The organism is Kribbella hippodromi (genome assembly GCF_039531045.1).
GTDB lineage: Bacteria > Actinomycetota > Actinomycetes > Propionibacteriales > Kribbellaceae > Kribbella > Kribbella hippodromi.
The window spans coordinates 24,764-38,053 of record NZ_BAAAPH010000015.1 but is presented as its reverse complement, the minus strand read 5'-3'; the positions used below and the strand labels follow the sequence as shown (position 1 = coordinate 38,053).

Here is a 13,290-nt window from a genome sequence, read left to right as displayed (position 1 = left end):
GGTGCGGGGTCTCAACCGTGACGGAGGAGGCGTCGCAGGGCGATTTCGCAGAGTCTTCGGAGGTCTTCGGCGGTGCGCTGGTCGGAGTGCCGGCACTCGCCCAGCAGTCCGTTCACCGCGAACTTGGCGAGATCCCGTTCCAGCGGGTCCTCGGACCCGGCCATGTACTCGGTCAGCCGGATGCCATCGGCGACCAGCGGCCCGATCTCCGGCATCTCGGCGATCATCGGGATCACGTCCTGGATCACGTCGATGACACCGCGGTAGACGACCGCGAGGTCGATGAACTGCCGGATCGCGAGCTCCTGCGCCGCGGCCCGGGGCAACTCGGCCGCGGCCGCGACGAGGCGGGCCAGGTCGGCAGCGGCGGGCTCGAGGACGGCCGCCAGCACGGCTGGCTTGCCGCTGAAGTGGTACAGCACGGTCGCCTTGGAACAGCCGGCCGCGGTCGCGATGTCCTGCAGTGACGTCGCGTTGTAGCCACCGGCCTGGAACAGGTCCATCGCCTGCCGGACGATCTCGTGCCGGGTGCGTTCCCGGGCGGTGGTGACTGCCATGCAAACATCCTGACTGACCGATCGGCCAGTTTTCAACCGATCGGTCAGGATTGTGGTCCGGTTCACGTCCTTGGGCTCGGTGTAATGATGTAATTCAGGAGGCGAGGGCGATGGCTGACGAGCTGGCCGGGGACGACGTACTGGATGCCTACTCCCGCGTGGTCTCGGGCGTGGCCGAGCGGCTGATCCCGCGGGTCGCGAGCCTGCGGATCACCGGATCGTCTGGTCGTGGCGGCGAGTCATCCGGCTCGGCGGTGGTGCTGACGGGGGACGGGCACCTGCTGACCAATGCGCACGTCGTCGGCGACGCCTCGGCGGCCGCGGCCGAGTTCGCGGACGGTACGACGGCGCGGGCGCGCGTGATCGGGGTGGATCGCCTGTCCGACCTGGCCGTGCTGCGCGCCGATCGGGACATCCCGGACCCACCTGAGTACGGCGATGCCGACCGGTTGAAGGTCGGAAATCTCGTCGTCGCGGTCGGCAATCCGCTGGGTCTGGCCGGCAGCGTGACCGCGGGCGTCGTCAGCGCACTCGGCCGATCGCTACCGGTCCGCAGCGGCTCGGCGAACCGGATCATCGAGGACGTGATCCAAACCGACGCGGCCCTGAATCCCGGCAACTCGGGCGGAGCGCTCGCCGACGGCAACGGCCGGGTGATCGGCATCAACACGGCGGTCGCGGGCATCGGCCTCGGGCTGGCCGTGCCGATGAATTCGACGACTCGGCGGATCATCTACTCGTTGCTGCACGACGGCCGCGTACGGCGCGCGTACCTCGGATTGGTCAGTACGCCCGCCCCGCTGCGGCCGGCGCTCGCGGAGCGGTTCGGGCAGCGTACGGCGCTCCGGGTGGTCGAGGTGATCCCGGCCAGCCCGGCCGCCGCCGCGGGGCTCCGACCGGGCGATCTGGTCCTCGCGGTCGACGGGGTGCCGCTCCGGGACGCGCAGTCGTTGCAGCGTCAGCTCTTCGAGGACGCGATCGCCAGCCGGACCGAGATCACCGCGATCCGCAACAACGCACTGGTCGACGTGATCGCGTACCCGGCCGAGCTCACTGACCGGTGAGCCCGGCCCGGAGCAGTACGCAGGTCCCCGGCTGGAGTGGAGCGCGGGGGAAGGTGAAGTCGCGGGTGAGCTCGGTGAACCTGAACCTCTGGTGGAGGTCGAGGATCGCGCCGTTGCCGAGGTTGACGAAGGTGTACGCGGCATCGGCCCGGTCCGCGATCCAGCGCAGCCGATCTTCCGTGAGCAGGTCGCCGATACCGTGCCGCCGCCACTCCGGCGCCACGATCAGCCCGATCAGGTAGTACCCACTCGGGGCGGTATTGGGCGGGTCGCCGGGGGAGACGTCATGCCGAATCACCCCGCCGTACCCGACCACCTGCCCGCCGACCTCGGCCACCGCGATGTACCGCTCCGGGTCCTCCAGATCGGCGAGCAGGCGCGTACGGCGGTCAGCGGCCGAGCCACCGGTCCGCGAGACGATCAGCTCGGCGCACGCGTCGAGATCCGCCTCCTTGGCGGCTCGGACACGGACGTCGACCGACTGTCGATCGACTCCCGGCCGGTACTCGGCGAAGCCGCCGTTGCTGGGCTGTCCGGCTGTCACCAGCCGCGCTCGCGCCACTCGGCGACGTGCGGGCGCTCGGTGCCGAGGGTGGTGTCGGAGCCGTGGCCCGGGTACACCCACGTCTCGTCCGGGAGGGTGCCGAACAGCTTGGTCTCGACGTCGTTGATCAGCGACGCGAAGTCCTCCTTGCTGCCATGCGTGTTGCCGACGCCGCCCGGGAAGAGCGAGTCGCCGGTGAACACATGCGGCGCGCCGTCCGGGTCGTCGTACACCAGCGCGATCGACCCGGGCGTGTGGCCCTTCAAGTGGATGACACGCAGGCTGCACCGGCCGACCGCGATCTGGTCGCCGTCGTCGACGAGCTGGTCGGTCGGCACCGGGATGCCCTCGGCGTCGTCCCGGCCCGCGACCGTGGTGGCCCCGGTCCGCGCGACCACCTCGGCAAGCGCCTCCCAGTGGTCCCGGTGCTGGTGCGTGGTGATCACCCGGGCCAGGCCGCCGTCGCCGATCAGCTGGAGCAGCGTGTCCGCCTCGTTCGCGGCGTCGATCAGCACCTGTTCGTCGGTCTGCCGGCAACGCAACAGGTAGGCGTTGTTGTCCATCGGCCCGACCGCGACCTTGGTGATCATCAACTTGGCCAGCTCGTGGGTCTGAGCCGGCCCGCCGACCTTGACGTTTCCGTGGTACTCGGGCATCGCGATTCTCCCTGGAGTTCGGTGACTCCGACGATCCTCGCACTCCCGGCGACGGCGCGTCAGGTCCGGTCCGGGGCAGCGGAGATGATCGAATATACTTTCGAAGCCGGGTGCCGGATCCGTCGGCGGAAGTTTTTGTCGGTGGGCCTCGTTAGCATGACCGGGCATGCCAGAGATCCACCCGGATACCCCTCGAGAACCGCTGAGAGTGAGCTTGTGTCTGACCGTCTGATCGTGCGCGGAGCGCGTGAGCACAACCTGAAGGACGTCTCGGTCGACCTGCCGCGGGACGCCATGATCGTCTTCACCGGCCTCTCCGGGTCCGGGAAGTCCAGCCTGGCCTTCGACACCATCTTCGCCGAGGGCCAGCGGCGGTACGTGGAGTCCCTGTCGGCGTACGCGCGGCAGTTCCTCGGCCAGATGGACAAACCCGACGTCGACTTCATCGAGGGCCTGTCGCCGGCCGTCTCGATCGACCAGAAGTCCACCTCGCGGAACCCACGGTCCACGGTCGGCACGATCACCGAGGTGTACGACTACCTCCGGCTGCTGTTCGCCCGGGCCGGGCGGCCGCACTGTCCCGAGTGCGGTGAGCCGATCGCCCGGCAGACTCCGCAGCAGATCGTCGACCGGGTTCTCGAGCTCGACGAGGGCACCCGGTTCCAGGTGCTCGCGCCGGTGGTCCGCGGCCGCAAGGGGGAGTACGTAGACCTCTTCCGGCAACTGACCGGTCAGGGCTTCGCCCGGGCGCGGGTGGACGGCGAGACGATCCAGCTGACCGAGCCGCCGAAGCTGGACAAGCAGAAGAAGCACAGCATCGACGTGGTCGTCGACCGGCTCGCGGTGAAGAGCTCGGCGAAGCAGCGGTTGACCGACTCGGTCGAGACCGCGCTCGGCCTGGCCAGTGGTCTGGTCGTGCTGGACTTCGTCGACCTGCCGGAGAAGGACCCGCACCGCGAGCGCCGGTTCTCCGAGAAGCTCGCCTGCCCGAACGACCACCCGCTCGCGATCGACGAGCTGGAGCCGCGGTCGTTCTCGTTCAACTCGCCGTATGGTGCCTGCCCGGTGTGCGCGGGGCTGGGTACCCGGATGGAGGTCGACCCGGAGCTGCTGGTCCCGGACCCGTCGAAGTCACTGGACGAAGGCGCGATCCAGCCCTGGTCGGGGCAGAACGTCACGCAGTACTTCGAGCGGTTGCTGGAGGCGCTGGCCAAGGACCTGAAGTTCAAGACCAGTACGCCGTTCGGGGAACTGCCCGCGAAGGCGAAGAAGGCGCTGCTGACCGGGCACGACAAGCAGGTCCACGTCTCGTACCAGAACCGCTACGGCCGCGAGCGGTCGTACTACACGACCTTCGAAGGCGTGATTCCGTACGTGGAGCGCCGGCACGCGGAGGCGTCCAGCGACACCGGGCGGGAGCGCTTCGAGGAGTACATGCGCGAGGTGCCGTGCCTGGCCTGCAACGGTGCCCGGCTGAAGCCGATCTCGCTCGCGGTCACGCTCGGTGGGAAGAACATCGCCGAGATCAGCGCGATGTCGATCGACGAGGTGCACGCGTTCCTGGTCCAGATGGAGCTGTCGACGCGCGAGAAGCAGATCGCCGAGCGGGTGGTCAAGGAGATCGGCGAGCGGCTGCAGTTCCTGCTCGACGTCGGCCTGGACTATCTGGCGCTGAGTCGGCCGGCCGGTTCGCTGTCCGGCGGTGAGGCGCAGCGGATCCGGCTCGCGACGCAGATCGGCTCCGGGCTGGTCGGCGTGCTGTATGTGCTGGACGAGCCGTCGATCGGCCTGCACCAGCGGGACAACCGGCGGCTGATCGAGACGCTGGTCCGGCTCAAGGAGCTCGGCAACACGCTGATCGTGGTCGAGCACGACGAGGACACCATCGACCACGCCGACTGGGTCGTCGACATCGGCCCGGGCGCCGGTGAGCACGGCGGCCAGGTGGTCGTGTCCGGGACCGTCGAGGACCTGCGCAACCACCCGGACTCGATCACCGGGGCGTACGTGTCCGGCCGCCGCGAGATCCCGATCCCGGCGATCCGCCGGCCGCTGACCGAGGGCCGCGAGCTGACCGTGTACGGCGCCCGGCAGAACAACCTGAAGGACATCGACGTGACCATCCCGCTCGGGGTGTTCGTCGCGGTCACCGGGGTGTCCGGCTCGGGCAAGTCCACGCTGGTGAACGACATCCTGTACACGTCGCTGGCACGGCAGATCTACGGCGCGCGGGCGGTCCCCGGGCGGCACACGAAGATCTCCGGGATGGAGCTGGTCGACAAGGTCATCCACGTCGACCAGTCACCGATCGGCAGGACACCGCGGTCGAACCCGGCAACGTACACCGGGGTCTGGGACCACGTCCGGAAGTTGTTCGCGGACACTCCCGAGGCGAAGGTCCGTGGGTATCAGCAGGGCCGCTTCTCGTTCAACGTGAAGGGCGGCCGGTGCGAGGCGTGCTCCGGCGACGGCACGCTGAAGATCGAGATGAACTTCCTCCCGGATGTGTATGTCCCGTGCGAGGTGTGCCACGGCGCGCGGTACAACCGCGAGACGCTCGAGGTGCACTACAAGGGCAAGACGGTCGCGGACGTGCTGGACATGCCGATCGAGGAGGCGTCGGAGTTCTTCGCGGCGATCCCGGCGATTTCGCGGCATCTGACCACGCTGGTCGAGGTCGGGCTGGGGTACGTGCGGCTGGGTCAGCCGGCGCCGACGTTGTCCGGCGGTGAGGCGCAGCGGGTGAAGCTGGCGTCGGAGCTGCAACGGCGGTCCACCGGCCGTACGGTGTATGTGCTGGATGAGCCGACCACGGGCCTGCACTTCGAGGACATCCGGAAGCTGCTCGGCGTGCTGAGCGGTCTGGTCGACAAGGGCAACTCGGTGCTGGTGATCGAGCACAACCTGGACGTGATCAAGACCGCCGACTGGCTGATCGACCTCGGCCCGGACGGTGGTCGCCGCGGCGGCACGCTGGTCGCGGAGGGCACGCCGGAACAGGTCGCGGCCAACCCCGCGTCGTACACCGGCACCTTCCTGGCCGAAATCCTCGAAGGCCGCGCCGCCAAACCAAGCGCCAAGAAGCAGGCCGCCGCCGCCCCGGCAAAGAAGACAGCACCCGCCGCCAAGAAGGCAGCCGCCAAGAAAACACCCCCCGCCAAGAAGGCCGTCGCCAAGAAGGCCGCAACCAAGAAGACGGCACCAGCCACAAAGGCAGCCCCAAGAAAGCGAGCAACCCGCTAACCGCCCTACACGCTGAACCGCCGCGCCCCACCGACCGTCCTCTACGACAGGACGGTCGGGGCGAGCTGACTGTGCGGGCGGGGTGGCAGCCGCCGGCCGGGGATCAGTGCGCTAGCTGCAGACGCCGGTAAGGCGAGTCCGACCGAGCGGCTGCTGTAGGCGCCGGGGCGGGCGAGCTGCCTCGGCGGGGAGCGGGTGGTTGGCGGCGCTTCGTATCGGCCGGTCAGCTTCGTCCGTGGCCGGCGGGGTTTGGTGGGGAGTTGTGGTGTTAGCGGCGGAAGAGTTGTAGGAGGAGGTGGCGGAGCCAGGTTCTCCGGGGGGTGGGGAGTAGGGACTGGGGGAGGACTGCTGCCGGCGGGTCGGCCAGGGTGACTGGGATTTGGACCATGCGGTCGCCCTGGATCCAGAACAGGTCGGGGCAGCACTGGTCAGAAGCGCCGCGGTAGGTGTCGGCGACGTACTGGGCCAACCGATCCGCGACCGCCTGACCCGCGTCCGCCGGGCAGTACGCGACAGTGCTCAGGCGCGGTACACCAACCAGTACGCCCAGCCCGATCGACGCCTGCGGCAGGATGTCCTCCCGGTCGACGATCGCCATCGACACCAGCGGATCGTCCTCCCGGTGCAGAACCGAGATGCCGTCCTGCTCGACCGGCTCCAAATCCGCGATCTCCTGCAAACTGAGCTGCACCGGCGACGGCACGTCCGGCTCACCCAGCCCGAGCATCGAGCGGCGTACGACGGTCAGCCGCCGCAGCTCCGACCCGGTCCGGACGAACACGACCACCTCGAAGTGATCGCCGAACGGAATCAATGTATCCGCGACCGGGCCCGCCGTCCGTGCCGACCAACCACGCTGCACCAGCAAAGCACGCTGACGCTCGCCGACGTCGCCGTACCGATGCTCCTCGGTCGCGAGCTCGCCCTCCGCGACGACCGCCCGCAACCATGCCTCGATCTGCTCGGCCCACCGCTGCTGCGGCAACTGGTCACAGCGCTCGATGATCTCCCGGAGCCCGACCACCGCCGACATCTGCAGCGCGCCGCGGCCCCAGCCCACCTCGACCGTCCGCTCCGCGGTGTCCACGACGCAGCCCGGGAACCAGATCGGCGCGAGGTCGGCGATCGCCCGCATCACCGTCGTGTCGTCGGTCGTGCCTGTCATTTCATGCCTCTCCCACCAGTACAGTGTGCCGGGCCCCAGGGCGGGTGCGGACCGAGTCCCTGCCTCTCGGTGGGTACGCTGCCGAAGGAAACCCTAGCGCCACGGCGGGCCGGGATCGCCATCAGCCGGAAACCTTCAAACGTCGGTTCAATCCGGCCGCGGGTGAACCAATCGGCTGACCCAGTCGTTTGAGTCGTTAGAGAACGTTCAACTACTTCGGCCGGCAGGCTCTTGGAGGTCCGGATTCATGACCGATGACACCACGCGGGACCGGCGGACCGTACTCCGTTGCGCGGCGATGGCCGCGCTCGTGGGTGCGAGCGCGCCGATCCTCGCGGCCTGTGGCGGCAACGACACCGGCGGCAGCGGTACGAGCGGCGGCACCACCGGTACGGCACCGTCCGCGAGCGGTTCCGGGCCGGCTTCGGGTACGCCATCGGCGGGCGGCAGCGGCACGGTGCTCGGCCCGGTGGCCGACGTACCGGTGGGCGGCGGGAAGGTGTTCACCGACGCGAAGGTGGTCGTGACCCAGCCGACGGCGGGTCAGTACAAGGGCTTCTCGGCGATCTGTACGCACCAAGGGAACCCGATCGGTTCAGTGGAGAACGGGCAGATCGTCTGCCCGTTCCACAACAGCCACTTCAGCATCACCGACGGCAGCCCCGTCAGCGGCCCGGCCTCCACCCCCCTCCCCGCGGTCAACGTAAAGGTCCAAGGCACCAACATCGTCGAATCCGCCTGACCCCACCCTTCCCGCTCCACCGACCCCACCCCTTCCCGCTCCACCGACCCCGCGCCACCCACCCCCCTCGCGACCACCCGCTCTGTCGTCGGATCCGTTTCAGGGGTTAACCCCTGAAAGTGCCCGTTCACCACCCGCCTGCGGATGGTGAACGAGCACCCTTGGAGGTGAACCCCTGAAATGGCGTCGGGGCGCGCGGTGCGGCGCGTCCGGCGTGCGGTCGGTGCGGTCGGTGCGGTGGGTGCGGTGGGTCCGGCGTGTGGCGTACGAGCGGCGCCGCCCGGCGTGTGCGGTGGGTGCGGCGTGTGGCGTACGTGTGGCGCCGCCCGGCGTGTGCGGTGGGTGCGGCGTGTGCGGTGCGGGGTGGGGTGGGGTGGGTCAGTGGGCGGCGGCTGGGTCTACTTTGCCGAGGTAGAGGAGTTTGTTGGGGGAGTCGGCGCCTGGGTCGGTGACCTTGTCGGGGGTGGAGTCGGTGACGAGGGCCTTGGTGACGTCGGCCGGTGTGGCGTCCGGGTGGTCGGCCAGGTACAGGGCGATGCCGCCGGCGACGTGCGGTGTCGCCATCGACGTACCGCTCATCTTCGCTGTCGCGTCCGGCCCGGTGATGCCGACCGAAGTGATGTCGACCCCCGGCGCGAACAGGTCGACGCACTTACCGAAGTTGGAGAACGTCGCGCGCTGGTCCTTGGCGTCGGTGGCGCCGACGGTGATCGCCAGCGGCTCGCGGGCCGGTGAGCCCTGGCAGGCGTCGGTGCCTTCGTTGCCTGCCGCAACGGCATAGGTGATGCCCGCGCCGATCGACGCCTTCACCGCGGCGTCCAGCGCGTCGTCCGCGCCGCCGCCGAGGCTCATGTTCGCGACCGCCGGCTTCTTGGCGTTCTTGGTCACCCAGTCGATGCCGGCCACCACGGACTCGGTCGACCCGGAGCCCTTGCAGTCGAGCACCCGGACCGCGACGAGATGCGCGGCCTTCGCGACGCCGTACGTCGTGCCGCCGATGGTGCCGGCCACGTGGCTGCCGTGGCCCATGCAGTCGACACCGTTCTGCCCGTCGCCGACCGTGTCGGTACCGACCGAAGCGCGGTCACCGAAGTCCTTGTGCTTCGCGTAGATGCCGGTGTCGATCACGTACACATTCACGTTCTTCGCGTCCGACGTCGGCTCGTACTTCTTGTCCAGCGGCAGATCGCGCTGGTCGGCGCGGTCCAGGCCCCACGGCGGATCGTCCTGGCTGACGGTGATCTTCTGGTTCTGCTGCACGTACGCGACGCGTGAATCGCCGGCCAGCTTCTTGGCCTGATCCGCGTCCATCGCGGCGGAGAAACCCTTGATCGACGAGTCGTATTGGTCCTTCACCTTGACGTCGTAGCTCGCGGCCAGGCTCTGGGTGGCGACCCGGGTCTGGGCGCGCGAGTTCTGGCCGGCCAGCACGACGATGTAACTGCCGGGGATCGCGTTCGGGCTGCCGGCGCCGCGGATCGCCACCGCGCCGGAGCCGGTCGCGTCCGGACCGGCCGGATCCGGGACAGCTGCGGCGCTCCCGGCCGTGGCGGCGCCGCTGACGGCGAGCGCGGACACAGCCAGCAAGCCGATCGCGGCGCGTGGCCGGCGGAGTGCTGGGAACCTGCGAAGGGATGGGAACATGGGCGGAACTCCCTCGTGTCAGCGCCAGGCCTTGTTGCCTCACGCAAAGGTCCTGCACATCTACCCTGATTCACACGCTAGGGAGTGCGCCCATCCCAGCCGGGGGTCAACCCAGGCTTATGGGCCAACCCGCAACAGGACCGCAACGTTCAGGAGCTCTGGCGGGCCTGGTGGTTGGCGAACTTCCGGGCCGCGAACGCGTACGACTCCTCGATCAACGGCAACAGCTGGTCCAGACCGGTGGGGTTCACGATCGCCACCCAGTGCTGGGCGGCATAGAACGGATGCGGCATCAACGTGTCCCGGGCGCTGTAGTCGTGTCCCGAGTCGAGCACCCAGTCGGCGTTCCGCTCGGTCGGCACCGGACCGAACAGCGACGTGTACGTGGCTTTGGTCAGCGCGAGGTTCAATCGCCAGGCGCCTGGTTCGTCCAGCCGCGACACCTTCTCGTAGTGATCCCCGGTGACGATGGTGGCGAACGGCTGCTGCCGCTCCGGTGGCAGATCAGCGGCCGGGTCGTACAGGTAGAACAGGTCGCCCTGTCCTTCGAGCATCCGCACCCCGTCGTACCCACGAAATCTCAGGTCAAGCTCTTCGATCGTCATACCTTCAAGTGTGTCATTGAAGTCGCAGTGGAGACTTTGCCGGAATTCCGGATTTGTCCGTGGGCCGAACTAGGGTGGTCTGGTGGCTGATCCCTCCTCCTACCGTCCCGCTCCGGGATCGATCCCTGACTCGCCGGGTGTCTATCGCTTCAGTGACTCCGCCGGCCGGGTGATCTATGTCGGCAAGGCGAAGAACCTGCGCGCCCGCTTGTCGTCGTACTTCCAGGATCTGGTGAACCTGCATCCCCGGACGCAGGCGATGGTGACGACGGCCGCCAAGGTCGAGTGGACGGTGGTCAGCACCGAGGTCGAGTCACTGCAACTGGAGTATTCCTGGATCAAGGAGTACGACCCACGCTTCAACGTGAAGTACCGGGACGACAAGTCGTACCCGTGGCTCGCGATCACCCTCAACGAGGACTATCCGCGCGTGATGGTCGGGCGCGGCCAGAAGAAGAAGGGCGTGCGCTACTTCGGTCCGTACAGCCATGCCTGGGCGATCCGGGAGACCGTCGACCTGTTGCTGCGCGTGTTCCCGATGCGCTCGTGCAGCAAGGGTGTGTTCAACCGGCACCGGCAGATCGGCCGGCCGTGCCTGCTCGGGTACATCGGTAAATGTGCCGCGCCCTGCACCGGTCAGGTCAGCCAGGAGGAGCACCGGAAGATCGTCGACGACTTCGCCGCCTTCCTCTCCGGCCAGACCTCCACGTACGTGCGCCGGCTGCAGAAGGAGATGCAGGCCGCGGCGGCCGAGCTGGAGTACGAGCGAGCCGCGAAGATCCGCGACGACCTGGCCGCGCTGGAGAAGGCGCTGGCGAAGAACGCGGTCGTGCTCGGCGACGGCACCGACACCGACGTGATCGCGCTCAGCGAGGACCCGCTCGAAGTAGCGGTGCAGATCTTCTACGTCCGTGGCGGCCGGATTCGCGGTGAGCGCGGCTGGATCGCGGACAAGGCGGACGGTACGGCGACCACGGCCGACCTGGTCTCACAGTTCATCCAGCAGACGTATGCGGGTGATTCCGGCGATGCGATTCCGCGGGAGATCCTGGTCCCGACGATGCCGGACGACGCCGAGGCGCTGACCGAGTGGCTGGAGCGTACGCGCGGCGCGCGCGTCGCGATCCGGGTGCCGCAGCGCGGCGACAAGAAGGCGCTGATGGAGACCGTCGAGCGCAACGCGCTGCAGACGCTGACGATGCACAAGACCAAGCGCGCCAGCGACCTGACCACCCGGAACCAGGCGCTGGAGGAGATCCAGGCCGGGCTGGACCTGCCGGAGGCGCCGCTGCGGCTGGAGTGCTACGACGTCTCGAACCTGCAGGGCACCGAGGTGGTCGCGTCGATGGTCGTCTTCGAGGACGGCCTGCCACGGAAGAGCGAGTACCGGCGGTTCGTGATCAAGGGCGTCGAGGGGCAGAACGACGTCGCCTCGATCGCCGAGGTGCTGACCCGCCGCTTCAAGCGCCTGCTCGACGAGCGGGCGACGATGACCGGCGACGAGGACCCGAACGCGGCGCTGGTCGATCCCGAGACCGGGCGGGCGAAGAAGTTCGTCTACGCGCCCGGGCTGGTGGTGGTCGACGGCGGTCCGCCCCAGGTCGCGGCGGCCCGGCAGGCGATGGACGAGCTCGGCCTCGGCGACATCCCGGTCTGCGGTCTGGCCAAGCGTCTGGAAGAGGTCTGGCTGCCGGACGAGGAAGACCCGGTCATCTTCTCGCGTACGTCGGAAGGGCTGTACTTGCTGCAGCGCCTGCGCGACGAGGCGCACCGGTTCGCCATTACCCATCACCGCAACCGCCGGTCGAAGTCGATGGTGGAGAGCGTCCTCGACGAAGTGCCGGGGCTGGGTGACGTACGCCGGAAGACGCTGCTGCGGCACTTCGGATCGTTGAAGAAGTTGCGTGCGGCCACGCTCGACGAGGTCGAGGCACTGCCCGGTTTCGGCCGCCGGACGGCGGAGTCGGTGGTCCTCGCGGTGAACGCTGCCGCAACTCAGGCGGAAACCGGCCGGGCGCCGTCGGTGAACACGGCCACAGGCGAGATACTTGGCGACGACGTCCCGGCGCCGGCCGGACCGCGGCCGAACGATGCGGCCGCCGGCGATGACGGGCAGACCACGGGGATGCAGGGGAGAACTGAGAACTGATGGACGACACGGGCGGCAACCTCATCATCGTGTCCGGGATGTCCGGCGCGGGCCGGAGTTCGGTCGCCGACGTACTGGAGGACCTCGGCTGGTTCGTGGTGGACAACCTGCCACCGATGTTCCTCACCACCATCGTCGAGCAGACCGTCGGGACCGGCGCGGCGCCGCGGCTCGCCGTTGTCGTCGACGTCCGGACCGGGCTGTTCTTCGACGAGCTGAGCTCGGCGATCCACGACCTGCGGCTGAAGGGCTTCCGGCCGCTGACGCTGTTCCTGGAGGCGTCCGACGACGTGATCGTGCGCCGGCAGGAGAGTGTCCGCCGGCCGCACCCGCTGCAGGGCGAGGGCCGGCTGCTGGACGGCATCCAGCGCGAACGCGCACTGCTCGGCGACATCCGGGCCGGCGCCGACCTGGTGATCGACACCTCCAGCCTGAACATCCACCAGCTGGCCGCGAAGATCGTGAACGCCTTCGGCGACGAGGAGAACGCGGAGCTCCGGGCGACGGTGGTGTCGTTCGGCTTCAAGTACGGCATCCCGGTGGACGCCGACGTGGTCGCCGACATGCGCTTCATCCCGAACCCGTACTGGCAGCCCGACCTGCGCCCGATGACCGGTCGGGACCGGCCTGTGTCAGACTTCGTGCTCGGCCATCCGCTGGCCCAGCAGTTCCTGCAGAACTACGTGGACGTGCTGGACACCCTGCGGACCGGCTACCTGAACGAGGGCAAGCGCTTCGTCACCGTCGCGATTGGCTGCACCGGGGGTAAGCACCGCAGCGTCGCGATGGCCGAGGAGATCGCCCGCAGGCTGCGCGAGAAGGGATCGCCGACGTTGGTCGTGCACAGGGACCTGGGGCGGGAGTGAATCAGAGCGCTTGGGGCAGCTCTGCCCGCGGAGAGCACGGGGCAAGGCGCTCTGA

The 13,290-nt window shown here is 68.8% G+C and carries 11 protein-coding genes; 5 read left to right on the top strand and 6 right to left on the bottom strand.

Annotation, left to right across the window (positions count from 1 at the left end):
* Positions 1 to 11: 11 nt before the first annotated feature.
* Positions 12 to 557: a TetR/AcrR family transcriptional regulator gene (locus ABD260_RS22670; RefSeq protein WP_344236041.1), complete on the bottom strand. Its 546-nt coding sequence runs from the start codon at positions 555 to 557 to the stop codon at positions 12 to 14.
* Positions 558 to 667: 110 nt separating this feature from the next.
* On the opposite strand from ABD260_RS22670, the gene ABD260_RS22665 reads away from it, so the two are divergent.
* A complete protein-coding gene (locus ABD260_RS22665; RefSeq protein ID WP_344236039.1) occupies positions 668 to 1,621 on the top strand; it encodes a S1C family serine protease in 954 nt (317 codons plus the stop codon).
* Here the strand turns inward: ABD260_RS22665 and ABD260_RS22660 are convergent.
* Both ABD260_RS22660 and ABD260_RS22655 read right to left on the bottom strand, forming a co-directional pair.
* Positions 1,608 to 2,165, bottom strand: a complete 558-nt coding sequence (locus ABD260_RS22660; RefSeq protein ID WP_344236037.1) for a GNAT family N-acetyltransferase — start codon at positions 2,163 to 2,165, stop codon at positions 1,608 to 1,610. The two genes, ABD260_RS22665 and ABD260_RS22660, sit on opposite strands and share 14 nt — an antisense overlap.
* Entirely contained in the window at positions 2,162 to 2,821 is a 660-nt protein-coding gene (locus tag ABD260_RS22655; RefSeq protein ID WP_344236035.1) for an MBL fold metallo-hydrolase, read from the bottom strand. Before ABD260_RS22655 ends, ABD260_RS22660 begins: the two co-directional genes overlap by 4 nt.
* A 216-nt stretch (positions 2,822 to 3,037) precedes the next feature.
* Here ABD260_RS22655 and uvrA point away from each other — a divergent pair, with 216 nt between their 5' ends.
* A complete protein-coding gene (gene uvrA / locus ABD260_RS22650; RefSeq protein WP_344236033.1) occupies positions 3,038 to 6,064 on the top strand; it encodes an excinuclease ABC subunit UvrA in 3,027 nt (1,008 codons plus the stop codon).
* Between the two features lie 268 nt (positions 6,065 to 6,332).
* Here uvrA and ABD260_RS22645 read toward each other — a convergent pair whose 3' ends face one another.
* Positions 6,333 to 7,229 (bottom strand): hypothetical protein, encoded by an 897-nt coding sequence (locus tag ABD260_RS22645; RefSeq protein WP_344236031.1) that lies wholly within the window; start codon positions 7,227 to 7,229, stop codon positions 6,333 to 6,335.
* 247 nt (positions 7,230 to 7,476) lie between these two features.
* On the opposite strand from ABD260_RS22645, the gene ABD260_RS22640 reads away from it, so the two are divergent.
* Positions 7,477 to 7,971 (top strand): Rieske (2Fe-2S) protein, encoded by a 495-nt coding sequence (locus ABD260_RS22640; RefSeq protein ID WP_344236029.1) that lies wholly within the window; start codon positions 7,477 to 7,479, stop codon positions 7,969 to 7,971.
* A gap of 378 nt (positions 7,972 to 8,349) precedes the next feature.
* Here ABD260_RS22640 and ABD260_RS22635 read toward each other — a convergent pair whose 3' ends face one another.
* A complete protein-coding gene (locus ABD260_RS22635; RefSeq protein ID WP_344236027.1) occupies positions 8,350 to 9,615 on the bottom strand; it encodes a S8 family peptidase in 1,266 nt (421 codons plus the stop codon).
* Positions 9,616 to 9,764: 149 nt separating this feature from the next.
* Positions 9,765 to 10,220, bottom strand: coding sequence for a DUF6194 family protein (locus ABD260_RS22630; RefSeq protein ID WP_344236025.1), 456 nt, complete (start codon positions 10,218 to 10,220; stop codon positions 9,765 to 9,767).
* 82 nt (positions 10,221 to 10,302) lie between these two features.
* Here ABD260_RS22630 and uvrC point away from each other — a divergent pair, with 82 nt between their 5' ends.
* Together uvrC and rapZ are read left to right on the top strand one after the other, a co-directional pair.
* The gene (uvrC, locus tag ABD260_RS22625) at positions 10,303 to 12,369 is read left to right on the top strand and encodes an excinuclease ABC subunit UvrC (protein WP_344236023.1); all 2,067 of its coding nucleotides are present in this window, start codon (positions 10,303 to 10,305) and stop codon (positions 12,367 to 12,369) included.
* Positions 12,369 to 13,235, top strand: coding sequence for an RNase adapter RapZ (gene rapZ / locus ABD260_RS22620; RefSeq protein WP_344236021.1), 867 nt, complete (start codon positions 12,369 to 12,371; stop codon positions 13,233 to 13,235). Before uvrC ends, rapZ begins: the two co-directional genes overlap by 1 nt.
* Positions 13,236 to 13,290: the final 55 nt, after the last annotated feature.

Bases quoted from the DNA above. Each gene is read 5' to 3' on its own strand.
- ABD260_RS22630 (WP_344236025.1), bottom strand. From the start codon at position 10,220: ATGACGATCGAAGAGCTTGACCTGAGATTTCGTGGGTACGACGGGGTG.
- ABD260_RS22655 (WP_344236035.1), bottom strand. From the start codon at position 2,821: ATGCCCGAGTACCACGGAAACGTCAAGGTCGGCGGGCCGGCTCAGACC.
- ABD260_RS22640 (WP_344236029.1), top strand. From the start codon at position 7,477: ATGACCGATGACACCACGCGGGACCGGCGGACCGTACTCCGTTGCGCG.
- ABD260_RS22665 (WP_344236039.1), top strand. From the start codon at position 668: ATGGCTGACGAGCTGGCCGGGGACGACGTACTGGATGCCTACTCCCGC.
- rapZ (WP_344236021.1), top strand. From the start codon at position 12,369: ATGGACGACACGGGCGGCAACCTCATCATCGTGTCCGGGATGTCCGGC.
- ABD260_RS22645 (WP_344236031.1), bottom strand. From the start codon at position 7,229: ATGACAGGCACGACCGACGACACGACGGTGATGCGGGCGATCGCCGAC.
- ABD260_RS22670 (WP_344236041.1), bottom strand. From the start codon at position 557: ATGGCAGTCACCACCGCCCGGGAACGCACCCGGCACGAGATCGTCCGG.
- ABD260_RS22635 (WP_344236027.1), bottom strand. From the start codon at position 9,615: ATGTTCCCATCCCTTCGCAGGTTCCCAGCACTCCGCCGGCCACGCGCC.